Source organism: Streptococcus oralis SK304, assembly GCF_000287715.1.
Lineage (GTDB): Bacteria > Bacillota > Bacilli > Lactobacillales > Streptococcaceae > Streptococcus > Streptococcus oralis_Y.
Genome location: NZ_ALJN01000016.1, coordinates 445,672 through 469,347, shown reverse-complemented (window position 1 = coordinate 469,347; position 23,676 = coordinate 445,672). Strand labels below are relative to the sequence as shown.

18 protein-coding genes are annotated in these 23,676 nt (G+C 40.5%); 10 read left to right on the top strand and 8 right to left on the bottom strand.

Annotated features, from left to right (window positions below; all coding sequences use genetic code 11):
• Positions 1 to 43: 43 nt before the first annotated feature.
• The 3 genes from rexB to HMPREF1125_RS09110 all read left to right on the top strand — a co-directional run bounded on the left by rexB (position 44) and on the right by HMPREF1125_RS09110 (position 8,407).
• Positions 44 to 3,319, top strand: a complete 3,276-nt coding sequence (rexB, locus tag HMPREF1125_RS09120; protein WP_000772321.1) for an ATP-dependent nuclease subunit B — start codon at positions 44 to 46, stop codon at positions 3,317 to 3,319.
• Positions 3,316 to 6,969, top strand: coding sequence for a helicase-exonuclease AddAB subunit AddA (addA, locus tag HMPREF1125_RS09115; RefSeq protein ID WP_000802713.1), 3,654 nt, complete (start codon positions 3,316 to 3,318; stop codon positions 6,967 to 6,969). Before rexB ends, addA begins: the two co-directional genes overlap by 4 nt.
• A 259-nt stretch (positions 6,970 to 7,228) precedes the next feature.
• Positions 7,229 to 8,407: a hypothetical protein gene (locus HMPREF1125_RS09110; protein WP_001130897.1), complete on the top strand. Its 1,179-nt coding sequence runs from the start codon at positions 7,229 to 7,231 to the stop codon at positions 8,405 to 8,407.
• Positions 8,408 to 8,441: 34 nt separating this feature from the next.
• On the opposite strand, the gene HMPREF1125_RS09105 is transcribed toward HMPREF1125_RS09110, so the two are convergent.
• Both HMPREF1125_RS09105 and mazE read right to left on the bottom strand, forming a co-directional pair.
• On the bottom strand, positions 8,442 to 8,798 hold the full coding sequence (locus tag HMPREF1125_RS09105) for a type II toxin-antitoxin system PemK/MazF family toxin (RefSeq protein ID WP_000560806.1): 357 nt from the start codon (positions 8,796 to 8,798) through the stop codon (positions 8,442 to 8,444).
• Positions 8,782 to 8,997: a type II toxin-antitoxin system PemI/MazE family antitoxin gene (mazE, locus tag HMPREF1125_RS09100; protein WP_001098941.1), complete on the bottom strand. Its 216-nt coding sequence runs from the start codon at positions 8,995 to 8,997 to the stop codon at positions 8,782 to 8,784. The genes HMPREF1125_RS09105 and mazE overlap by 17 nt, the downstream gene beginning before the upstream one ends.
• A 215-nt stretch (positions 8,998 to 9,212) precedes the next feature.
• Between mazE and ylqF the strand changes: the two genes are divergently transcribed.
• The 7 genes from ylqF (at position 9,213) to xerS (ending at position 16,573) form a co-directional block, all read left to right on the top strand.
• Positions 9,213 to 10,064, top strand: coding sequence for a ribosome biogenesis GTPase YlqF (ylqF, locus tag HMPREF1125_RS09095; RefSeq protein ID WP_000201304.1), 852 nt, complete (start codon positions 9,213 to 9,215; stop codon positions 10,062 to 10,064).
• Positions 10,051 to 10,830, top strand: coding sequence for a ribonuclease HII (locus tag HMPREF1125_RS09090; RefSeq protein ID WP_000207525.1), 780 nt, complete (start codon positions 10,051 to 10,053; stop codon positions 10,828 to 10,830). The genes ylqF and HMPREF1125_RS09090 overlap by 14 nt, the downstream gene beginning before the upstream one ends.
• A gap of 12 nt (positions 10,831 to 10,842) precedes the next feature.
• Positions 10,843 to 12,393: a ClC family H(+)/Cl(-) exchange transporter gene (locus tag HMPREF1125_RS09085; protein WP_000392583.1), complete on the top strand. Its 1,551-nt coding sequence runs from the start codon at positions 10,843 to 10,845 to the stop codon at positions 12,391 to 12,393.
• A gap of 51 nt (positions 12,394 to 12,444) precedes the next feature.
• Positions 12,445 to 13,185, top strand: a complete 741-nt coding sequence (locus HMPREF1125_RS09080; RefSeq protein ID WP_000830578.1) for a CPBP family intramembrane glutamic endopeptidase — start codon at positions 12,445 to 12,447, stop codon at positions 13,183 to 13,185.
• A gap of 206 nt (positions 13,186 to 13,391) precedes the next feature.
• A complete protein-coding gene (locus HMPREF1125_RS09075; protein ID WP_000512117.1) occupies positions 13,392 to 14,063 on the top strand; it encodes a hypothetical protein in 672 nt (223 codons plus the stop codon).
• On the top strand, positions 14,044 to 15,177 hold the full coding sequence (locus HMPREF1125_RS09070; RefSeq protein WP_000434810.1) for a helix-turn-helix domain-containing protein: 1,134 nt from the start codon (positions 14,044 to 14,046) through the stop codon (positions 15,175 to 15,177). The genes HMPREF1125_RS09075 and HMPREF1125_RS09070 overlap by 20 nt, the downstream gene beginning before the upstream one ends.
• A gap of 325 nt (positions 15,178 to 15,502) precedes the next feature.
• Entirely contained in the window at positions 15,503 to 16,573 is a 1,071-nt protein-coding gene (gene xerS / locus HMPREF1125_RS09065; protein ID WP_000817854.1) for a tyrosine recombinase XerS, read from the top strand.
• Between the two features lie 84 nt (positions 16,574 to 16,657).
• Here xerS and HMPREF1125_RS09060 read toward each other — a convergent pair whose 3' ends face one another.
• From HMPREF1125_RS09060 to HMPREF1125_RS09035, 6 genes are all read right to left on the bottom strand, one after another.
• On the bottom strand, positions 16,658 to 17,299 hold the full coding sequence (locus HMPREF1125_RS09060) for a hypothetical protein (RefSeq protein ID WP_000598744.1): 642 nt from the start codon (positions 17,297 to 17,299) through the stop codon (positions 16,658 to 16,660).
• A 108-nt stretch (positions 17,300 to 17,407) separates the two neighbouring features.
• Positions 17,408 to 18,397 (bottom strand): lipoate--protein ligase, encoded by a 990-nt coding sequence (locus tag HMPREF1125_RS09055; RefSeq protein WP_000874001.1) that lies wholly within the window; start codon positions 18,395 to 18,397, stop codon positions 17,408 to 17,410.
• A gap of 58 nt (positions 18,398 to 18,455) precedes the next feature.
• Positions 18,456 to 20,159, bottom strand: coding sequence for a dihydrolipoyl dehydrogenase (lpdA, locus tag HMPREF1125_RS09050; protein WP_001162880.1), 1,704 nt, complete (start codon positions 20,157 to 20,159; stop codon positions 18,456 to 18,458).
• 46 nt (positions 20,160 to 20,205) lie between these two features.
• On the bottom strand, positions 20,206 to 21,249 hold the full coding sequence (locus HMPREF1125_RS09045) for a dihydrolipoamide acetyltransferase (RefSeq protein WP_000752726.1): 1,044 nt from the start codon (positions 21,247 to 21,249) through the stop codon (positions 20,206 to 20,208).
• A gap of 448 nt (positions 21,250 to 21,697) precedes the next feature.
• Positions 21,698 to 22,690, bottom strand: coding sequence for an alpha-ketoacid dehydrogenase subunit beta (locus tag HMPREF1125_RS09040; RefSeq protein WP_000448705.1), 993 nt, complete (start codon positions 22,688 to 22,690; stop codon positions 21,698 to 21,700).
• A 15-nt stretch (positions 22,691 to 22,705) separates the two neighbouring features.
• Positions 22,706 to 23,674 (bottom strand): thiamine pyrophosphate-dependent dehydrogenase E1 component subunit alpha, encoded by a 969-nt coding sequence (locus HMPREF1125_RS09035; RefSeq protein WP_000105348.1) that lies wholly within the window; start codon positions 23,672 to 23,674, stop codon positions 22,706 to 22,708.
• Positions 23,675 to 23,676: the final 2 nt, after the last annotated feature.

The following is a 23,676-nucleotide window of genomic DNA, read 5'->3' as shown; positions in this document are numbered from 1 at the left end:
CTATAATAGAGTAAGAAACTTTGATAAACCAAACGAGGCTGAGATGAAATTACTTTATACTGATATTCGGACTTCTTTGACTGAAATTTTAACGAGAGAGGCAGAAGAGCTAGTTGCTGCAGGCAAGCGGGTTTTCTACATCGCTCCCAACTCTCTTTCTTTTGAAAAGGAACGTGCCGTGCTGGAATGCTTGTCCCAGCAGGCTTCTTTTGCGATTACCGTCACGCGCTTTGCTCAGATGGCTCGTTACCTGGTTTTAAATGACTTGCCTACAAAGACCAGTCTTGATGATATCGGTCTTGGGATGGCCTTTTATAAATGTCTTGCGGAATTGGACTCCAAAGAGTTACGAGTTTATGGTGCGATTAAACAGGACCCTCAATTTATCCAGCAACTGATTGAACTTTATCACGAGATGACAACTGCTCAGATGAGCTTTTTGGACTTGGAAAGTTTGACCGATGAGGACAAGAGAGCAGATTTACTCTTGATTTTCGAGAAAGTAACAGCCTATCTCAATCAAAGTCAGTTGGCTCAGGGAAGTCAGTTGTCCCATTTGATTGAGGCTATTGAGAATAACAAGGTAAGTAGTGATTTCAGTCAACTTGCCTTGGTTATTGATGGATTTACCCGTTTTTCTGCTGAGGAAGAGCGTGTAGTGGATCTACTCCATCGCAAAGGTGCCGAGATTATTATTGGTGCTTATGCAAGCAAGAAAGCCTATACCAGTCCGTTCACTGAAGGCAATCTCTATCAAGCTAGTGTAGAATTCCTCCATCATTTGGGAGCAAAATACCAAACACCTGCTCAGGATCGTTCTCAGACTCATGAGAAGATGGATAGCTTTGACAAGGCCTCTCGTTTGCTGGAGTCTTCTTATGACTTTTCAGAATTAACATTGGAGGTCGATGAGAAAGACCGTGAAAACCTGCAAATCTGGTCTTGCTTGACGCAAAAAGAGGAGTTGGAATTAGTAGCCCGTAGCATTCGTCAGAAATTACATGACCATCCAGAACTGAGTTACAAGAATTTTCGCATTCTCTTAGGGGATGTGGCTTCTTATCAGTTATCACTGAAAACTATTTTTGACCAGTACCAGATTCCTTTCTATCTTGGTAGAAGTGAATCCATGGCTCACCACCCTTTGACTCAGTATGTCGAATCTATTTTGCGTTTGAAACGCTACCGTTTCCGTCAGGAAGATTTGATTAATCTCCTCAGAACTGGTTTGTATACTGACCTTAGTCAAGCGGATATTGATGCTTTTGAACAATATCTCCGCTATCTTGGCATCAATGGCTTGCCAGCTTTTCAGCAGACCTTTACCAAATCCCATCATGGAAAATTTGATTTAGAGCGTTTAAATTCTCTTCGTCTGCGAGTTTTGGCGCCACTTGAAACCTTATTTGCCAGTCGGAAGCAAAAGACTGAAAATCTCTTGCCAAAGTGGAATATTTTTCTAAAAAATGCTTCTTTAAGCAAGCAGATGCAAGACTTGACAGCTACTATGGAAACTCTAGAACAGGAAAGACAAGCCGAAGTTTGGAAGGCTTTCTGCCATGTTTTAGAACAATTTGCGACCGTTTTTGCTGGTTCACAAGTTAGTCTGGAGGATTTCCTAGCCTTGCTTCATTCTGGGATGAGCCTTTCTCAGTACCGTACTATTCCAGCGACAGTGGACACTGTTCTGGTGCAGAGTTACGATTTGATTGCACCACTGACAGCTGACTTTGTCTATGCCATCGGGCTGACTCAGGATCATTTACCAAAAATTGCGCAAAACACCAGTCTATTGACAGATGAAGAAAGACAAAGCCTAAACCAAGTTACTGAAGAGGGAGCACAATTACTGATTGCAAGTAGCGAAAATCTCAAGAAAAATCGCTATACCATGCTTTCTTTAGTCAATGCTGCTCGCAAACAGTTGGTGTTGTCAGCACCAAGTCTCCTCAATGAAAATGAGAGTAAAGAATCGGCCTATCTTCAGGAATTGGTGAGTTTTGGATTTAATCGGACAGAGAAGAAGATTCATTACAAAGGCCTGTCTAAGGAAGATATGGGTTCTTATCACAGTCTCTTGTCTAGTCTCGTTGCCTATCATCAGCAAGCTGATTCTAGTGAAAGTGAACAAGATGTGACCTTTGTCACAGTCTTGGCACGTGTCATGGGCAAAAAACTAGATCAAAAAGGTCTTACAAATCCAGCTATCCCAACCAGTCCAAGTAGCAAACCATTAAAGAAAGAGACCTTGCAGGCTCTCTACCCTGCTGACAAAGAGTTTTACCTGTCCACCTCTGGTTTGACAGAGTTTTATCGCAATGAATACAGTTATTTCCTCCGTTATGTCTTAGGTTTGCAGGAAGAATTGCGCCTTCGTCCAGATGCTCGCAGTCACGGGAATTTCTTGCATCGTATTTTTGAACGTGCCTTGCAGTTACCTGACGAAGATTCCTTTGACCAACGTTTGGAACAGGCTATCCAAGAAACTGGTCAGGAACGAGAATTTGAGGCTATTTATCAAGAAAGTTTGGAAGCCCAATTTACCAAGGAAGTTCTACTTGATGTTGCGCGAACTACGGGCCACATCCTTCGTCATAATCCATCCATCGAAACCATCCAAGAGGAGGCAACATTTGGTGGTAAGGACCAGGCCTTTATTCAATTGGATAATGGTCGGAGTGTCCATGTGCGAGGCAAGGTTGACCGTATTGACCGTTTGAAAGCTGATGGAGCGTTAGGAGTGGTAGACTACAAGTCTAGTTTGACCCAGTTCCAGTTTCCGAATTTCTTTAATGGGCTCAATTCCCAACTACCAACCTATCTTGCTGCCCTTAAAAAGGAAGGGGAGCAGAACTTTTTCGGCGCTATGTACTTGGAAATGGCTGAGCCTGTCCAATCTCTGTTGACCGTTAAGAGTTTGGCTGGAGCAGTAGCAGAAGCCAGCAAGTCAATGAAATACCAGGGACTCTTTTTAGAAAAAGAAAGTAGTCATTTGGGCGAATTATATAACAAAAACAAGGCCAATCAGCTGACAGACGAGGAATTCCAACTCTTACTAGACTACAATGCCCATCTTTACAAGAAAGCAGCAGAGAAGATTTTAGAAGGTCAGTTCGCCATTAACCCTTATACTGAAAATGGCAGAAGTATTGCCCCATACGTCCAGCAACATCAGGCAATTACAGGATTTGAAGCTAATTACCATTTGGGTCAAGCACGTTTCCTAGAAAAGTTAGACCTAGCGGATGGCAAACGACTGGTCGGAGAAAAACTCAAGCAAGCTTGGTTTGAGAAAATGAGAGAGGAGTTGAATCGATGAAGCCCATTTCCTTTTTTACTGAGGAAGAAATTCAAAAACTGCAAGAAGCAGAAGCGAATTCGAGCAAGGAACAGAAGAAAACGGCCGAGCAAATCGAAGCCATTTATACTGCGGGTCAGAATATCCTAGTTTCAGCGTCTGCTGGTTCAGGGAAAACCTTTGTCATGGCAGAACGTATTTTGGATCAATTAACTCGTGGTGTAGAAATCAGTCAACTCTTTATCTCGACCTTTACCGTCAAGGCTGCTACTGAACTCAAGGAACGTTTGGAGAAGAAAATCAGCCAACAAATTCAAGAAACCAATGATGTCGATCTCAAACAACACTTGGGACGCCAGTTGGCAGACCTGCCAAACGCTGCCATCGGAACCATGGACTCCTTCACGCAAAAATTTCTTGGGAAACATGGCTATCTGATTGATATTGCACCGAACTTCCGTATTTTACAGAATGAAAGCGAACAGTTAATCCTCAAAAATGAAGTTTTTCATCAGGTTTTTGAAGAACATTACCAAGGTGAGCATAAAGAGAAATTTAGTAGCTTGGTGAAGAACTTTGCTGGACGAGGTAAGGATGAACGAGGTCTGCGCCAGCAAGTCTACAAAATCTATGATTTTCTTCAATCCACCAGCAGTCCACAAAAATGGTTGAGTAACTCTTTCCTCAAAGGGTTTGAAGAAGCTGACTTTGCAAATGAGAAAGACAAACAAACCGAGCAAATCAAACAGGCGCTCTGGGATTTGGAAAGTTTCCTCCGTTATCATCTGGATAACGATGCAAAGGAGTTTCCAAAAGCTGCCTATTTAGAAGCTGTTCAACAGGTTCTGGATCAAATTGGCTCCTTAAATCAAGAGTCCAATAGCCAGGCTTATCAAGCAGTGCTTACGCGTGCTGTCGCCATCTCGAAAGAAAAAAATGGTAGAGCTCTAGCTAATTCTAGTCGTAAAGCCGATTTGAAACAACTGGCTGATGCCTATAACGATGAGAGAAAGGCCCAGTTCGCAAAACTTGGACAACTAGCAGACCAGATAACGATTCTCGACTATCAGGAGCGTTATCATGAAGACACCTGGGATCTAGCTAAAACCTTCCAAACCTTTATGAGTGATTTTGTGGAGGCTTATCGTGAACGTAAACGCCAGGAAAATGCCTTTGAATTTGCTGATATCAGCCATTATACCATTGAGATCCTAGAGAATTTCCCACAGGTTCGCGAGGCTTATCAGGAACGATTCCACGAAGTCATGGTCGATGAGTATCAGGATACCAACCACATTCAAGAACGGATGCTGGAATTGCTGTCGAATGGTCACAATCGCTTTATGGTGGGAGATATCAAGCAGTCTATCTACCGTTTCCGTCAGGCAGACCCGCAGATTTTCAATGAAAAATTTCAACGCTATGCACAAAATCCTAAAGAAGGCAAGTTGATTCTCCTCAAGGAAAATTTCCGTAGTAGTTCAGAAGTGTTGTCAGCAACCAATGATGTTTTTGGACGCCTTATGGACCAAGAGGTCGGCGAAATCAACTATGATAGCATGCACCAACTTGTTTTTGCCAATAGCAAACTAACTCCCAATCCAGAAAATAAGGCAGAATTTCTCCTCTACGATAAGGACGATTGTGGGCAAGAGGAAGAAGAAAGTGATGCAGACACGAAACTCACAGGAGAAATGCGCCTAGTCATCAAGGAAATCTTGAAACTTCATCAGGAAAAAGGTGTTGCTTTCAAAGAAATTTCCCTTTTGATTTCCAGTCGCAGTCGAAATGACCAGATTCTCCTCGCCCTGTCTGAGTACGGGATTCCTGTTAAAACCGACGGCGAGCAAAATAATTATCTCCAATCCCTAGAAGTACAAGTCATGCTGGATACGCTTCGTGTCATCCACAATCCCCTGCAAGACTATGCTTTAGTTGCTCTGATGAAGTCTCCTATGTTTAGCTTTGATGAGGACGAGTTGGCACGTTTGTCTCTTCAGAAAGCAGAAGATAAAGTCCAAGAGAATCTTTACGAGAAGCTTGTCAATGCTCAAAAACAAGCAACTAGCCAAAAAGACTTGATTCACAAGGAACTAGCTGAAAAACTAAATCAGTTCATGGATATCTTGGATTCTTGGCGCTTGTATGCCAAAACTCACTCCCTTTATGATTTGATTTGGAAGATTTATAACGACCGTTTTTATTATGATTATGTTGGAGCCTTGCCTAACGGTCCTGCTAGACAAGCCAATCTCTATGCTTTAGCTTTGAGAGCGGACCAGTTTGAAAAGAGTAATTTCAAGGGCTTGTCGCGTTTTATACGTATGATTGACCAAGTCCTAGAAGCCCAGCATGACCTTGCAAGCGTGGCTGTCGCACCGCCAAAAGATGCAGTAGAACTCATGACCATTCACAAGAGCAAAGGATTGGAGTTCCCTTATGTCTTTATCCTCAACCTGGATCAGGACTTCAATAAGCAAGACTCGATGTCAGATGTCATTCTCAGCCGTCAAAATGGGCTTGGTGTCAAATACATTGCCAAGGTGGAAACAGGAGCAGTAGAATCTCACTATCCTAAAACCATTAAACTTTCCATCCCCAGCCTTACTTATACGCAGAATGAAGAAGAACTGCAACTGGCTAGCTATTCAGAGCAGATGCGTTTGCTGTATGTTGCCATGACACGGGCTGAGAGAAAGCTCTATTTTGTCGGTAAGGGCTCTCGTGAAAAGCTAGAAGCCAAGGAATATCCAGCTGCTGAAAACGGAAAACTAGATAAAAATATTAGGCTGCAAGCTAAGAATTTTCAAGATTGGATCTGGGCTATTACCAAAGTATTTGCCAAGGACAATCTCAACTTTAGCTATCGCTTTGTTGGTGAAGACCAGTTGACTAGAGAAGCTATCGGAGAGTTGGAAAACAAGAGTCCTCTACAAGATAGCTCTCAAGCAGATAACCGCCAGTCTGAAACGATTAAAGAAGCCCTTGAAATGCTGAAAGAAGTAGATATTTATAATACTCTTCACTGCGCAGCCATTAAACTACCAAGTGTTCAAACCCCAAGCCAAATCAAGAAATTCTACGAACCCGTTATGGATATGGAAGGGGTACAAATTGCTAACCAAACTCAATCACCGGAAAAGAAAATCAGCTTTGATTTACCAGATTTTTCAACTAAAGAAAAGGTAACTGGAGCTGAGATTGGTAGTGCAACCCACGAACTGATGCAGAGAATTGACCTTAGTCAGCAACCAACACTTGCCACTCTGGAAGAAACTCTGCAACAAGTTCAAACGAGTCCAGCAGTCAGAGACAAGATCAATCTTTCCAAAATCCTAGCTTTCTTTGATACGCCACTTGGTCAGGTGATTCTCGCTAATACTAACTATCTCTATCGCGAGCAACCTTTTTCCATGCTCAAACGCGACCAAAAGAGTCAGGAAGACTTTGTTGTTCGTGGAATCTTGGATGGCTATCTTCTTTATAAGGATCGTATCGTTCTTTTCGACTACAAAACAGACCGTTACGATGAACCAAGTCAACTCATAGACCGCTATCGTGGTCAGTTAGCCTTATATGGTGAGGCCTTATCACGAGCTTATTTGATTGAAAAAATTGAAAAATACTTGATTTTGCTCGGCAAAGATGAGGTTCAAGTTGTAAAAGTATAATTTATACTCTTCGAAAATCTCTTCAAACCACGTCAGCTTCACCTTGCCGTATGTAAGGTTACTGACTTCGTCAGTTTCATCTACAACCTCAAAACAGTGTTTTGAGCTGACTTCGTCAGTTCTATCTACAACCTCAAAGCAGTGTTTTGAGCTGACTTCGTCAGTTCTATCTACAACCTCAAAGCAGTGCTTTGAGCAACCTGCGGCTAGCTTACTAGTTTGCTCTTTGATTTTCATTGAGTATTAGAAAGGAGACCTCATGCCACTTCCAGTTAGAAAATCTCTGCACGATGCGGTTTTACAGGCTTCAAAAGCCGATACTTGGGATCAAGCAACCAAGGAATGGAATGAAGTTTCCTTGATTTTTAATGGCATTGGTCGTAGTAATTGCGTCTGTGGGAATGCCATTAAATACGCCTACGAACTCTTTAACGGTGTTACAGGTCAACGCCTCTTTCCGATTGGTAGCGATTGTGTTCGCCATTTTCATCGTATTAGCCTCGACCAGCAACTAGAAGAGGAAGAAAAACTACTCAGAAAAGTTGAAAATCTAACCAGAAAGGCTCAGAAAAAGGAAAAAATCAAGGTTAATAAAAGCGATTTTGACGAACGACTTCTAAAATGGTTTTGGGAAAAAGGTGTTTTCAAAGCCAATCGTGGCAATCAATTCACACCTGAGAAAGATTACCAGCTCTTCCTAGAAGTCTTTCAAGGCGGAAGTTGGACAAAGGCAGAGCCGATAAAGAAGGCCCGTATGGAAGAAGTACTGGAAAAATGTATCAAACCTTTTCTACTTGGTAAGACCGATGACCAACTCTACCTTGTCAAACTAGGCAAGGAGAAAATTGACTACGAGCAGCATTTACGGATACAGGCAGAGAAGGAACGCAAAAAAAGAGATAAAATCGCCAAGCAATACGCTGACAATCTCATTCTTGCTATGGGGCCTGCAGAACGAGCCTATCAAGATTACTTTGGCTTTACAGAAACCCTCACCAAAGAAGAACGAAAATGGGAGAAAATCCTCTTTGGAAAAAATAGAGACGAACGGGCTATCAAGGCTAAACAAAACCAGAAGGAGCTGGAAAAGGATCAGCGAATTGCAAATCAAGACCCTATTGAACGAAAGCAGAAGCAGACTTGGCTTCTAAATTCTTATTTTCGAGATTTGCCTGTAGAAAAAGCCAGATATGCTCGACTCTTATTAGAATATCGAAAAAGTGGTGAAGTACCTTTTTCAGATGATTACTTATCTGAACCTCTCATCGACTTTTTCTACAAGATGAAAGCCTTTGAGTTTGAAATTTCACCAGAACAAGTCCGCGATTTTTTAAAAGAATGCCTTCAGGCAGAACATCTATCTTCAGCACAAGAAAGCTGGATTAGAGGGATTTTGACAAATTGCCTTCACCCGTTTCTAGATAGATTGCTCATATAGAAAAAAACCCTACCTTGTCTATGCATGGTAGGGTTTATGTATCTCCAAAGATGTACTGGTAAAGTTGGACGACTTTCTGAAAACTTTGCGTGTCCATTCTTGTTATTCTTTGAGCATTACGCATCCGAAAATCAAAAGTATACAGTTGAAATGGATTAACAGCGCCATCTACCTTATCCGACGAGACAGGAACGAGCAAGCCTTTTTCTGCCAAACGTTGTTGGCCATGAGTGATAGGACAGACAGCCACAAAACCAGTTTGTAAGGCATATTCTCTCCTGGAAACAACTAAAGCAGGTCGCCGTTTCTGAATCTCCCGACCGACAGATGGATCAAAGTCCAGCCAAATGATATCCTGCTTTTCAGGAATATACTCAGATTTCGCTATCAAGTGACCTTACCTCTTCAAAATCATTTGTCATTCTCAAATCAGTAATTCCATCAAAAGGATCTTTTAGTTTTGGAGCTAAGACAATGACTCCATCTATCCCCTTGTAGACGACCATTTCTTGTCCTTCTGTCATCCCCAAATTTTTAGGAATGGTCACAGTGAGAGAATTCCCCACCTTCCGAGTCTTTACTGTATTCATCGCTTTACCTCCATGAATTTGTATACACTAAGTATATACTCTCCAGTAAAAAAAGTCAAGTCAATTGTTGCTGGTATCAAGGATATTTCGGACGATTACTATTTATCATTTGTTGTGGTCAAAGCCTGTGCAAAAGTTCCTAATTTATGATAGAATAGATGGTAAGAGAGAAAACGTTTTTACTACGTTTTTTTTAGTCGGAAGGGGAAAATATTATGGCTACTATTCAATGGTTTCCGGGCCACATGTCTAAGGCTCGGCGGCAAGTTCAGGAGAATCTTAAGTTTGTTGATTTTGTGACAATTTTGGTGGATGCTCGGCTACCTTTATCTAGTCAAAATCCTATGTTAACCAAGATTGTGGGGGATAAACCTAAACTTTTGATTTTAAATAAGGCGGATCTGGCTGATCCTGCAATGACCAAAGAATGGCGTCAGTATTTTGAATCACAGGGAATTCAAACTCTGGCTATCAACTCCAAAGAGCAAGTGACTGTAAAAGTTGTGACGGATGCCGCTAAAAAGCTCATGGCTGATAAGATTGCACGCCAGAAAGAACGAGGTATCAAGATCGAAACCTTGCGGACCATGATTATCGGAATTCCAAATGCCGGTAAGTCAACTCTCATGAACCGTTTGGCTGGGAAAAAGATTGCGGTTGTTGGCAATAAACCAGGTGTTACCAAGGGGCAACAGTGGCTCAAAACCAACAAAGACCTTGAAATTTTAGACACACCAGGGATTCTCTGGCCTAAATTTGAAGACGAAACCGTAGCTTTGAAACTAGCCCTAACAGGAGCCATTAAAGACCAGTTGCTTCCTATGGATGAAGTGACCATTTTTGGTCTTGATTATTTCAAAAAACATTATCCAGAAAAGCTGGCTGAACGCTTCAAACAAATGAAGATAGAAGAAGAAGCACCTGTTATCATCATGGATATGACTCGTGCCCTTGGTTTCCGAGACGACTACGACCGCTTTTACAGCCTCTTCGTCAAGGAAGTCCGTGATGGAAAACTCGGTAACTACACCTTAGATACATTGGACGACATCGATGACGACGATTAAAGAAATCAAAGAACTTCTTGCCACTGTCAAAGAATTAGACAATCCCCTTTTTCCTGAACTGGAAAAAGATCCTCGTTCTGGAGTTCAAAAAGAAATTAACAAGCGTAAAAAAGCCATTCAGGCTGAACTGGATGAAGACCTTCGCCTAGAAACTATGCTTTCCTATGAAAAAGAACTGTATAAGCAAGGATTGACCTTAGTAGCAGGTGTTGACGAGGTCGGCCGTGGTCCTCTGGCTGGACCTGTAGTCGCTGCAGCCGTTATCTTGCCCAAAAATTGTAAGATTAAAGGCCTCAACGATAGCAAAAAAATCCCTAAAAAGAAACATCTGGAAATTTATCAAGCCGTTCAAGACCAAGCTTTATCAATCGGGATTGGTATCATGGATAATCAGGTCATCGACCAAGTCAATATCTATGAAGCTACCAAACTTGCCATGAAGGAAGCAATCTCCCAGCTCAGTCCACAACCTGAGCACCTCTTGATAGATGCCATGAAACTGGAGTTGCCGATTTCTCAAACAGCAATCATCAAAGGAGATGCAAACTCCCTCTCAATCGCAGCTGCATCTATAGTGGCCAAGGTGACACGGGATAATATTATGAAGGACTATGACAACCAATATCCTGGCTATGATTTCACGGCTAATGCTGGCTATGGAACAGCTAAACATCTAGAAGGATTGGAAAAACTAGGTGTCACCCCAATTCATCGAACCAGTTTTGAACCAGTCAAAACACTGGTTTCAACTAAGAAAGATAAGTAAGAGGAAATGATTATGGAGGAACAGTCAGAAACACTCAGTTCAAAGAAAGAATTTGCCTTTGCCTCAAGCACCATATTATCCCAAGTTGGGCGAGGAGTCATTGTCGGTCTCGTCGTCGGGCTCATCGTCGGATCCTTTCGTTTCTTAATCGAAAAGGGCTTCCACCTGATACAAGGACTCTATCAAGATCAAGCGCACCTAGTCCGCAATCTTTTTATCATTGGTCTATTTTATCTAATTGTTAGCTGGCTCAGTGCGAAATTGACTCGATCGGAAAAAGACATCAAGGGTTCTGGAATCCCTCAAGTAGAAGCCGAACTAAAAGGTCTCATGACTCTTAACTGGTGGAGTGTCCTCTGGAAAAAATATATTTTAGGCATTCTGGCTATTGCCAGTGGCCTTATGCTAGGTAGAGAAGGGCCAAGTATTCAACTTGGAGCAGTTGGTGGTAAAGGCATTGCCAAGTGGCTCAAATCCAGTCCAGTTGAAGAACGCTCCCTGATTGCCAGTGGAGCTGCTGCAGGACTAGCAGCTGCCTTTAATGCACCAATCGCAGGCCTTCTCTTTGTTATAGAAGAAGTTTATCACCATTTTTCACGCTTTTTCTGGGTCTCAACACTAGCAGCTAGTCTCGTAGCAAACTTTGTTTCACTACTCATATTTGGCCTAACACCCGTACTGGATATGCCAGACAATATTCCTCTCATGACCCTAGACCAGTATTGGATTTACCTCCTTATGGGAGTTTTTCTCGGGCTTTCTGGTTTTCTCTATGAGAAAGTTGTACTCAATGTTGGTCGAGTTTATGACTGGATTGGTCAAAAAATCCATTTGGATAGATCTTATTATCCAATCTTGGCCTTTATCCTTATCATACCAGTCGGGATTTTCTTGCCACAAATCCTTGGAGGTGGAAATCAAGTCGTTCTTTCTTTGACTGAGCAAGATTTTAGTTTTCAGGTTTTATTAGCTTACTTTTTGATCCGCTTTGTTTTGAGCATGATTAGTTATGGAAGTGGTCTCCCAGGAGGAATTTTCCTTCCCATTCTGGCGCTTGGTTCCTTACTTGGTGTCCTAGTCGGTGTCATTTGTGTGAATTTTGGGCTTGTCAGTCAGGAACAATTCCCTATATTTGTCATTTTAGGAATGAGTGGCTACTTTGGAGCAATTTCCAAGGCTCCATTAACTGCTATGATACTCGTAACCGAGATGGTCGGGGATATTCGCAACCTCATGCCGCTTGGCTTAGTGACCTTAGTCGCATATATTGTCATGGATCTACTCAAGGGTGCTCCAGTCTATGAGGCTATGCTAGAAAAAATGCTACCAGAAGAAGCAACAGACGAAGGAGAAGTTACCCTAATTGAAATCCCTGTTTCTGATAAAATAGCAGGAAAACAGGTTCACGAGCTCAACTTGCCACATAACATACTCATCACCACCCAAGTCCATAATGGCAAAAGCCAAACAGTTAACGGCTCAACTAGAATGTATCTGGGTGATATGATTCACCTAGTGATTCCAAAAAGTGAAATTGGAAAAGTCAAAGATATGTTGTTGTAAGTTTTATTTACATAATTTATTTTACGTAAATTAAATTTGAAAGGATTCTCTATGAAAAGAAGTAAGGCAATTGCGGTATATTTGCTAGGCACATTTAGCCAAATAGTATCAGTTTGTCTCCTTTTCTTTTTCTTGAATCATTTTTCTGTTCATTCCAATCTATTAACTGTTTTAGGAATCATTGTTGGTGGGATTTCTTCAGCTCTTTGGGGAATAATTGTTGCAAATCACTATTTTCATATTCATTTTAAGAAGATCGTAAAAGATTTTTTTAACATCCATACTAGTTATAAACATTATTTATTATCTTTCTTCCTTATTGTCCTTGATTTTTCTTTTCTAATGTTTGGTGGGAAAATAATAGAATTTAGCTGGTACCTCCCATTTTTGATGTTCTTCAAATTTATTGTCTTTGGTGGTATAGAAGAGATTGGATGGCGATATGTCTTTCAACCAATTTTACAAGAGAAGTTGCCATATTTTTACTCAACAATGCTAACCTTTTTCAGCTGGGCAATTTGGCATCTGTTGTTCTTTTACATAGATGGTTCCCTAGCAACTCTGCAAATTCTACCGTTTTTATTTGGATTGCTGACGAATTCTTTCATACTCTCAGCTCTTTATATCAAAACAAAGAATCTCTGGATTTGCGTTATGACACATTCGATCATTAACGTCTTGTCTCAGCTAACCATGGACACTGATCGATCCGAAACCTACCTCATTAAAATCCTCATCATCTTGGTATCCTGCTATATGGTAGTACATAAAAAAGATGAGTATAGTCGGTAGCTAATTTTGTTGGAAACAGTATTATTCTTTGGAAAAGCCTCTTGATTTAAAAAGACACCTTTACTCTGCCCCAAAAAAGTAGTGCGTAATTTTCCCGTCAGAAATTTTCTACCTACTATTCTTAGTATGTTTTAGTATTGACATTTTTTTTAAAAAAAGGTAAACTATTAACATGACATGAATAAAGTTAATAGTTAGGAGATAAGATGGGAATTTTAAGAACTCATTTAGAAGCAGAGTGTGACCCACGATTAGCCGGTGAATTAGCATACAGTATTAAGGAGGCCTATCGTTTTTTGTGGGAACTCATTGATACCACACCTGTATTGCGGCACCCAGAAATGCGAAAGACTTATGGGCATATCCGACAAGCATTAGTCGATGTGGCGCTGCGATTAGTTTTAGAAGATTCATCAATGAAAACAGATGTACAAATGTTATCTGCTGTGAATAATAAAATGAACGGCTATACTTATACGATGATTGAAACAAAAGGAGCCATTATTTCTCCAGTAAAAACCAGAAGTATAAAAACAATGCCGAAAAAAGCTCTTCACAGAAGTGTGGCTAGTGTGAAAAATAAACAATTTGATCTTTTTACAACCCAAGAGGATATCAATAAGCATTATGATGCTGATAACCCACCGTTTCTCCTCTTAACATACGGCGGAAAGAATCATCACCTGCAATTTGTTCAGCTGGGTTTGCCAAATGTTGATACAGAGCAATGGATTGAGAAAGTAGATATTATGAATGCCCAGCGGATTGTTGCCTCGAAAGACCAAGAGCAGACCACTCAAAAGAAACTAGATTTGACTTTAACGGAGCTGTCAGAAGAGCTTCTTAGGAGAGAAGTAAATGGAACAAGGAATATTTAGTCCCTCTAAATTAACAAAGGCTAGAATAGCCAGAGGATTAACTAAAAAAGAATTGGCTGAACGAACAGGAATATCTAGACAAATGATTTCTAATTATGAATTAGGGAAAACACATCCAGGAGCAAGTAAGTTAATGACAATTGTTGCTGAACTAGATTTTCCATACGCCTATTTTACTTCTGAACCTAAAAGGTTTTACGAAGGGGCCACTTTTTTTCGTAGTCAATCTGCGGCTACTAAAAGAGCAAGAGATATGCAAGCTGTCAGGTTAGAATTTCAAAAGGAAATTTATGATTTGCTGTCTCAGTATGTTAATTTTCCTGAATTAACTCTACCTGACATTTTAACGAAAACTATTTACGATATTACTAATAACGATATTGAGGAAAAAGCTAAAGAATTAAGAGAACTATGGGGATTAGGTAAAGATATACCAATTTCTAATCTCACTGAGATTGCAGAAGTTAATGGTATTATTGTTGTTGAGTCCAATATGTCTGATGACAAATTGGATGCAGTGTCAGAATGGATTGAAGATAGACCGTATATCATGCTGACAGATAATGGAGAATCTGCTGTACGTCGTCGTTTTAATATTGCACACGAATTAGGTCATATTTTACTTCATGGAGATATTGAAAGTATTCACGACTATACCTCTCAGGAATTAAAGAATATTATTGAGAATCAGGCGAACTATTTTGCTTCTTGTTTATTGTTACCTGAGAATGGTTTTTTAAAATCTTTGTTATCTACTAATTTAGACTTTTATATTGAGTTAAAAAAATATTGGAAAGTTTCTATTCAATCAATGATTATGAGAACTTATCAGTTAGAGTTAATCAATGATGATCAAAAATTATATTTGTTTAGGAAAATTGGCTTTAATAAATGGAAGAAGCGTGAGCCTTTGGACGATGAATTGACTCCTGAGAAACCTAGTCTTTACCGTAAAGTATTTGACTTAATTATCAGTAATGATATTTTACAAAAAAATGAACTAATTTCTTACTTATCTCTACCCAAAGATGAGTTAGAAAAATCATTAGATATTTCAATTAATGATAATTATCAATTGGTACAAAAAGGTCCTGTATTAAGAATAGTTAAATGAAAAGTCTCAATATTATTGAGACTTTTTTGTAGTTATAGAGTATAGTTGCAATATCTACATTTTCAGTGTTAGTGGAATGGATTTTCTTTTTCACATAAAGAATCATTTCTATCAAAATATACAAATGAAGAAATTTCAGTTTTCACTCTAATAATGTACATTTTAAGTGGAAGTTTTGATTTTTAAAAAATTCAGTTTTATAAAAAGATTAAGTTAGACTTCTGTTTTAAGTTTCTTATTACGTCTTTCCGAAAAACTATAATTTTCTTGAAAAATATATTAGTCTATGCTATACTACTAGTAGACTTAATTATGGAGAAAATACATGAAACGTGAGATTTTACTGGAACGAATCGACAAACTAAAACAAATCATGCCCTGGTATGTTCTGGAATACTACCAATCTAAGCTTGCTGTTCCCTACAGTTTTACAACCTTGTACGAATACCTCAAGGAATACGATCGATTTTTCAGCTGGGTTCTAGAGTCTGGAATTTCAAACGCTGATAAAATTGCCGATATTCCTTTATCGGTCTTGGAAAACATGTCAAAGAAAGATATGGAATCCTTTATCCTCTATCTACGAGAACGTCCTTTGCTGAACGCCAATACAACCAAACAAGGTGTCTCTCAGACGACCATCAATCGGACCTTGTCAGCACTTTCTAGTCTTTACAAGTATCTAACTGAGGAAGTTGAAAATGACCAAGGAGAGCCCTATTTCTATCGTAATGTAATGAAGAAAGTTTCAACCAAGAAAAAGAAAGAAACCCTTGCTGCCAGAGCTGAAAACATCAAGCAAAAACTCTTTTTAGGTGATGAAACAGAAGGTTTTCTGTACTATATCGACCAGGAATACCCTAAAACACTCTCAAATCGTGCCTTATCTTCCTTTAATAAGAACAAAGAGCGAGATTTAGCCATTATAGCACTTCTTCTTGCCTCTGGTGTTCGTCTTTCTGAAGCAGTTAACCTGGATCTTCGAGATCTCAATCTTAAGATGATGGTGATTGATGTCACTCGAAAAGGTGGAAAACGTGACTCCGTTAATGTTGCTGCCTTTGCTAAGCCTTATTTAGAGCAATATCTTGCCATTCGAGACAAACGATATAAGACAGAAAAGACCGATACAGCCCTATTCTTAACCTTGTATCGAGGTGTTCCGAACCGGATTGATGCTTCTAGTGTTGAAAAGATGGTGGCCAAGTATTCAGAAGACTTCAAAGTCCGTGTAACACCCCACAAACTTCGCCATACCCTAGCAACCCGTCTCTATGATGCAACCAAATCACAGGTTTTGGTCAGCCACCAGCTAGGACATGCCAGCACACAAGTTACTGATTTGTATACTCATATAGTAAATGACGAACAAAAAAATGCCTTGGATAGCTTGTGAGATACATAATATAAATTATGTAATATCTTTAGTCTACAAAAAGAGCGTAGATCTTTGATAGAATTTTACGCTCTTCTATTCTCTCTATAAAAACTCAATCCAATAATTTCTGTGGGGTTCGATAATAACTGGCTTCCCCCAAAATGATTTTAGATATGCGAGGTTAGCTGGACTAATAGGTCCGTTTTCGCTATTATACTTCTCTGCACTCTCTTCCGTTAAAAAGCATTTAACTGCTTCATATGGTGTACCATCGCTCGCTATCCGATCAATTCCTAAATAAGCAATTTCATCACCAGCTTTTGGAATATCTGTAAATAGTTTACCAATAAAATAAACCGTCTTATCTTTCATTAATTCATAAGCCTTACTATGTTCCAGTCCGTTATTCGCTGCAGCGTACATAATACAAAAACTATCTACAATATCTTTCAAAGGTATTAATTCTTCTTTACTAACCATAATTTCGTCGGGAGCAAGTCCACCAATGATTAAGTTTTTATAATAAGGTTGTTGAATGATATTATCTAAAGCCATTCCTAATGGTAGTTGGACAGCTTGATAGCCTAATGGTTCTAGCTCTTGCTTTTTCTGGTCAAGATGTTCTTGTGTAATACTGACATTCAAATCATATGGACTGGAAGATTGTTGCTTCCTAAAAAAAGCCACTACGATACGATCTAACTGTTCAAATAGACCAAGATTTGCCACTGGAACTTTAATCATTGAATTTGATCCCCTTTTTGTTTCAGACTTCCTCTATATTATACTCTCATTTTTTTGAATATCAAGTTTAAGATAAAAGATATCCATGTTGAATGGATATCTTTGACTTTATTCAACAACTGCCTCGGCAATTTCTTCACGGCTAATTCCAGCAAAGTAGCGTGTGATATCAATAGTTTCTAGTGCCTTGAGGACATCTTCGCGTTCGTATTTCACGCCGCGAAGGACATCTTCTACAGCTGCAACGTCCTCGATACCAAAGAAGTCACCATAGATCTTGATATCTTGGATTTTTGATTCAATGACGTTGGCAAAAACTTCAACCTTACCACTAGTGAATTTTGTTCCACGACGGACGTTAAATTCAGGTGATTTACCGTAGTTCCAGTCCCAAGTACCAAACTTTGTATCCTTGATGCGATTGATTTCAGCCAATTCTTGCTCAGAAAAAACGTATTCAGTCATCTCTGGGTACTCTTTTTTCATGTATTCCAATAGCAAATCACGGAATTCTTCAACTGTGATTTTTTCTGGTAATTCATTGACAATATTGGTTACACGAGCACGGACGGATTTCACACCTTTTGATTCGAATTTGTCTTTTGAAACCTTGAGGGCGTTAGCAAGGACTGATAAATCAACGTCAAAGAGCAAGCAACCATGGTGCATAATACGGCCATTGATATAGGCTTGGGCATTGCCACAGAATTTCTTGCCATCAATCTCTAGGTCATTGCGGCCTGTGAATTCAGCCTTAACACCTAGTTGAGCCAAGGTATTGATAACTGGGGTTGAGAAACTCTTGAAGTCGAAGGCCTTGTTTTCATCTTCTTTTGAGATAATCGTGTAGTTGAGGTTGTTCAGATCGTGATAAACAGCTCCACCACCACTGATACGGCGGACTACCTCAATACCATTTTCGCGAACATAATCACGGTTGATTTCTTCGATAGTATTCTGGTGACGCCCAACAATGATAGATGGTTTGTTAATCCAAAGAAGGAAGATTTGATCCTCATCTAGTAAGTGTTTAAAGGCATATTCTTCCAAGGCGATATTAAAGGCAGTGTCGTTTGAATGATTGATAATGTATTTCATGATATCCCTTTATACGATAGAGACTGGAAAATATCTTCCAGTCTAATCTATCTTCGTTTTATTTTTTCTTAGGTGAATGGATGGCCATTCCTAGAACATCCGCAAACGCTTCGTACATCACTTCAGAATAGGTTGGATGTCCGTGGATGGTCTTAAGCATTTCTTCAACAGTAATTTCTATTTCAATAATGCTTGACGCTTCGTTGATCAATTCTGCAGCTGCAGGACCGATGATATGAACACCAAGGATTTCTCCGTATTTCTTATCTGCAATGACTTTTACGAAACCTTGAGCAGCATCCGATGCAATAGCACGTCCATTCGCAGCAAAGTTGAATTTACCGATGGCTACATCGTATTTCTCACGAGCTTGTTCTTCAGTTAGACCTACTGCTGCTACTTCAGGAAGAGTGTAGATGGCTGCAGGAGTCAAGTTCAGTTTGGCAACAGCATGATTTCCTTTAAGAGCATTTTCTGCGGCAACTTCACCCATACGGAAGGCTGCGTGCGCTAACATCTTAGTACCGTTAATGTCACCTGGTGCGTAGATACCTGGAACAGAAGTTTCCATGTATTCGTTAACCTTGATGCGACCACGATCCAATTCAAACTCAACATCGCCAATTCCTTCGAGGTCTGGCACACGACCGATTGAAAGAAGAGCTTTGCTTGCAATGATATCGTCTTTTCCTTCAACTTTAATACGAAGTTGACCATTTTCCTCGATGATTTCTTGCAGTTTTGTACCAGTTAAGATGGTCATTCCTTTACGTTCAAGGATCAAGCGAAGGTTCTTAGAAACTTCAGCATCCATGGCTGGAACGATACGGTCCATCATTTCGATAACAGTTACTTTTGAACCAAATGTCATGAAGGCTTGACCAAGTTCGATACCGACAACTCCACCACCGATGATAACAAGGCTTTCTGGAACTTCGTTCATTTCAAGAATGTCATCACTTGTCATCACGAGTGAAGATTCCATACCAGGAACGTTGATCTTGCTGACTTTTGAACCACCAGCAAGAATAATTTTCTTGGTTTCAAGCAATTCAGAACCATTTACCAAGACATTCTTGTCTTTAGTGATGGCACCAATTCCTTTATGAACAGTAACTCCGTAGCTACGAAGAAGACCTGCAACTCCGCCAACCAAAGTATTAACAACCTTAGACTTGGTTTCAAGGAGTTTATCCATATCTACAGTGAAGTTTGGATTTTCGATGACGATACCACGGTTTGCTGCATGACCGATGTTTTCGATGATTTCAGCATTGTGAAGGTATGTTTTAGTTGGGATACATCCACGGTTCAAGCAGGTTCCACCGAGTTCAGATTTTTCAACAAGGGCAACCTTCCCACCGAGTTGGGCAGCTTTAATGGCTGCTACATATCCAGCAGGACCTCCACCAATCACAACGATATCAAAGGCATCATCGCTCTTACCGTCGTCGTTTGAGGCGCTAGCTGCAGGCGCAGGTTTTGATTCTGGTGCAGCCGCTCCAGCTGTTGGGATGTTTTCCCCTTCTTCGCCAAGGTAACCGATAACTTCAGTTACTGGAACAGTTTCACCATCTCCTTTAAGGATGGCAATCAAGTATCCATCTTCTTCGGCTTCCAATTCCATGCTGACTTTGTCAGTCATGATTTCTAAAAGGATTTCTCCTTCTTTTACAAATTCACCGACTTTTTTATTCCATTGGACGATTTGTCCTTCTGTCATATCGACGCCGGCTTTTGGCATAATTACTTCTAAGGCCATGTCTTACTTCCTTTATCTATATCTCTAAAAATAAATACTGTATTTTTTAAACCAACATTGAGATTGGGTTCTCAATCAAGGCTTTCAAGTCTTTCATAAACTTAGCACCAGCCATACCATCTACAACACGATGGTCAATGGTTAACCCAAGGCTCATGATTGGGCGAATGACAATCTCACCATTGACAACTACAGGTTTCTCTACTGTTGAGCTAACCCCTAGGATAGCTGAGTTTGGTTGGTTAATAATCGGACCAAAGGACTGAACGCCAAACATTCCCAAGTTACTAATTGTGAAGGTTGAATTTTGGAGTTCGCTTGGAGCCAATTTACCATCCAATGTACGACCAATGACATCCTTGAAGGCTACAACCAACTCTGATAAGCTCATCTTTTCAGCATTATAAACAACAGGTGTCATCAATCCATTATCCATCCCAACTGCCATAGCAAGGTTGACATAGTTGTGAGTGACAATGGTCTTACCATCTTCTGTCAATGAAGCGTTGATGTATGGGTGCTTCATTAAGGTCTTCACAACAGCCAGTGAAAGAAGGTCTGTAACCGTTACTTTCTTACCAGTTGCTTCCATGATTGGTTCAAGAACCTTCTTACGAAGAGCCAACATTTCTGACATATCGACATCATAGTTGAGTGTGAAGGTTGGCGCGGTTAGGTAAGATTCAACCATACGTTGGGCGATGACCTTACGCATTGGTGTCATCGGAATACGCTCAATCTCACCATAAGGAGTGATAGTATCTGGAACTTCTTCCGCTTTTTCAATTTGAGCAGGAGACTTGATGGTGTCGTTTTCGATATTTTCAGGAAGCAAGGCCAAAACGTCCTTCTTCATGATCTTACCACGATGACCAGTTCCTTGGATTTCCTGCCAAGCAATGTTATGTTCGAGGGCAATTCGTTTTGCAAGTGGCGAAATGCGAACCACGTTTGTGTCTTTATAAGTTTCCACGTCTTTTTTGTGGACACGACCGTTTGCACCTGAGCCAGAAACATCGTAGAGATTGATCCCTAAATCATCCGCTAACTTTCTAGCCGCAGGAGTCGCTCTTAGCTTGTCATCAGCCATGACCTCTCCAATTCTATACTAAGATATTAAGGACGAAAAGGGCAATGAAAAAATAGGAGATTGACGATGTGTTCGATGAACACAAGGAAATCTATCTTTTTTTCGCAGACCTCCGTCCGAATTCAATTACATGATACTAAGGGCGTAAAAAGCGACTGAAAAATAGGAAATCTACGCAGACTTTGATGAAGCCAAGGAGATTTATCTTTTTTCCGAGCTTTTAGCCCGTGTTCAACTCTACAAGTAACTTGGACACGAAACGCGTCTCAAGTTGCTACGGTGGCCGCTATTAGGCGGCCAACCTTGTAGACTTACTAATTCATTCGTCGAATATTATCGATTCGACTCACTCATTTCGCAACTCTTCAAATCACTTGAATACAACACATGTCTTAAGTTACTAAAGTTAAAAACCTCTAAAATCTTACATAATTTATTTTATGTAACTCTATTCTTTATTGTAGGTTTTACGGATGGCATCTTTGATGCTTTCAACTGTTGGAATCATTGCATTTTCTAGGTTTTGTGCGTAAGGCATTGGCACATCTTCTCCGGCGCAACGGCGGATTGGTGCATCTAGATAGTCAAATGCTTCTGACTCTGAAATAATTGCTGAAATCTCTCCGATATAGCCACTTGTTTTGTGGGCGTCGTTGACCAGAACAACTTTACCAGTCTTCTTAACTGAGTTAATGATGACATCCTTATCAAGCGGTACAAGGGTACGTGGGTCCACAATTTCAACCGAAATTCCTTCTTCTGCCAATTCTTCAGCTGCTTGAACCACACGGCGAAGCATTTTACCGTAAGTAACAACTGTTACATCCGTTCCTTCGCGTTTAATTTCGCCAACTCCAAGTGGGATTGTGTAGTCTGGATCAACTGGCACTTCCCCTTTTTGGTTAAATTCTGACTTGTACTCAAGAATGATAACTGGGTTATTATCACGGATAGAAGATTTTAGCAGTCCTTTCATGTCAGCAGGTGTACCTGGTGCTACAACCTTAAGTCCAGGAATGTGAGTGAACCAAGACTCTAAAGATTGTGAGTGCTGGGCCGCAGAACCAACTCCGTTACCAGCTGCACATCGAACTGTCATTGGAACCTGACCTTTACCACCAAACATATAACGTGTTTTAGCAGCTTGGTTGACGATATTGTCCATAGCAATGACTGAGAAATCCATAAAGGTCATATCAACGATTGGGCGAAGTCCTGTCATGGCTGCTCCTGCTGCTGCTCCAGAGATGGCAGCTTCAGAAATCGGACAGTCACGGATACGTTCTGGACCAAATTCTTCGAGCATTCCGACAGAAGTTCCGAAGTCTCCTCCGAAGACACCGACGTCTTCTCCCATCAAGAATACATTTTCATCGCGACGCATTTCCTCAGACATAGCAAGGATAATGGTGTCACGGAAGGACATTGTTTTTGTTTCCATTTTATCTCTTTCTCCTTAGTCTGCGTAAATATCTTCAAAGGCTGATTCAAGCGGTGGGAATGGACTTTCCTCTGCAAATTTAACAGAAGCTTCTACTGCTTCCTTGACTTGCGCTTGGATTTCTTCCAATTCTTCGGCACTTGCAATAGTGTTTTCAATGAGATACTTGCGAAGGTTTTCGATCGGGTCTTTTTGTTTCCACAATTCCACTTCTTCACGTGTACGATATTTACCAGGGTCAGATGATGAGTGGCCAAGCCATCGATAAGTTACACTTTCAATCAAGACTGGGCCATTGCCACCACGAACATGGTCTACGGCTTTCTTAAATCCTTCATAGACGTCGATGACATTGTTTCCATCTTCGATGAACATTCCAGGAATTCCATAAGCTGCGCTACGATGATGGATATGTTCCACGTTAGTCATTTTCTTGATATCCGCAGAGATCCCATAACCGTTGTTAATGCAGTAGAAAATAACTGGGAGTTTCCAAATAGAAGCCATGTTCACTGCTTCGTGGAAAACACCTTCGTTGGTCGCACCATCTCCAAAGAAGCAGACGACGATTTTATCAGTATGTTGCATTTGCTGACTAAGGGCTGCGCCAACAGCGATTCCCATACCACCACCAACGATACCATTGGCACCGAGGTTACCAGCATCAAGGTCAGCAATGTGCATAGATCCACCTTTACCTTTACAAGTTCCAGTGTATTTGCCAAGGATTTCAGCCATCATTCCGTTGAGGTCAATTCCTTTGGCAATAGCTTGTCCGTGACCACGGTGGTTTGAGGTAATTAGATCATCTGGATTGAGAGCCAACATAGCACCCACGTTAGCTGCCTCTTCTCCAACAGAAAAGTGCGTCATTCCTGGCACTTTCCCTTTCTTTACTAATTGCGCAATTTTTAAGTCCATACGACGGATTTCTTCCATCTTACGGAACATCTCTAGCAAAAGATTTTTATCTAAAGTTGACATCT

Bases quoted from the DNA above. Each gene is read 5' to 3' on its own strand.
- rexB (WP_000772321.1), top strand. From the start codon at position 44: ATGAAATTACTTTATACTGATATTCGGACTTCTTTGACTGAAATTTTA.
- addA (WP_000802713.1), top strand. From the start codon at position 3,316: ATGAAGCCCATTTCCTTTTTTACTGAGGAAGAAATTCAAAAACTGCAA.
- HMPREF1125_RS09110 (WP_001130897.1), top strand. From the start codon at position 7,229: ATGCCACTTCCAGTTAGAAAATCTCTGCACGATGCGGTTTTACAGGCT.
- mazE (WP_001098941.1), bottom strand. From the start codon at position 8,997: ATGAATACAGTAAAGACTCGGAAGGTGGGGAATTCTCTCACTGTGACC.
- ylqF (WP_000201304.1), top strand. From the start codon at position 9,213: ATGGCTACTATTCAATGGTTTCCGGGCCACATGTCTAAGGCTCGGCGG.
- HMPREF1125_RS09090 (WP_000207525.1), top strand. From the start codon at position 10,051: ATGACGACGATTAAAGAAATCAAAGAACTTCTTGCCACTGTCAAAGAA.
- HMPREF1125_RS09085 (WP_000392583.1), top strand. From the start codon at position 10,843: ATGGAGGAACAGTCAGAAACACTCAGTTCAAAGAAAGAATTTGCCTTT.
- HMPREF1125_RS09080 (WP_000830578.1), top strand. From the start codon at position 12,445: ATGAAAAGAAGTAAGGCAATTGCGGTATATTTGCTAGGCACATTTAGC.
- HMPREF1125_RS09075 (WP_000512117.1), top strand. From the start codon at position 13,392: ATGGGAATTTTAAGAACTCATTTAGAAGCAGAGTGTGACCCACGATTA.
- HMPREF1125_RS09070 (WP_000434810.1), top strand. From the start codon at position 14,044: ATGGAACAAGGAATATTTAGTCCCTCTAAATTAACAAAGGCTAGAATA.
- xerS (WP_000817854.1), top strand. From the start codon at position 15,503: ATGAAACGTGAGATTTTACTGGAACGAATCGACAAACTAAAACAAATC.
- HMPREF1125_RS09060 (WP_000598744.1), bottom strand. From the start codon at position 17,299: ATGATTAAAGTTCCAGTGGCAAATCTTGGTCTATTTGAACAGTTAGAT.
- HMPREF1125_RS09055 (WP_000874001.1), bottom strand. From the start codon at position 18,397: ATGAAATACATTATCAATCATTCAAACGACACTGCCTTTAATATCGCC.
- lpdA (WP_001162880.1), bottom strand. From the start codon at position 20,159: ATGGCCTTAGAAGTAATTATGCCAAAAGCCGGCGTCGATATGACAGAA.
- HMPREF1125_RS09045 (WP_000752726.1), bottom strand. From the start codon at position 21,249: ATGGCTGATGACAAGCTAAGAGCGACTCCTGCGGCTAGAAAGTTAGCG.
- HMPREF1125_RS09040 (WP_000448705.1), bottom strand. From the start codon at position 22,690: ATGGAAACAAAAACAATGTCCTTCCGTGACACCATTATCCTTGCTATG.
- HMPREF1125_RS09035 (WP_000105348.1), bottom strand. From the start codon at position 23,674: ATGTCAACTTTAGATAAAAATCTTTTGCTAGAGATGTTCCGTAAGATG.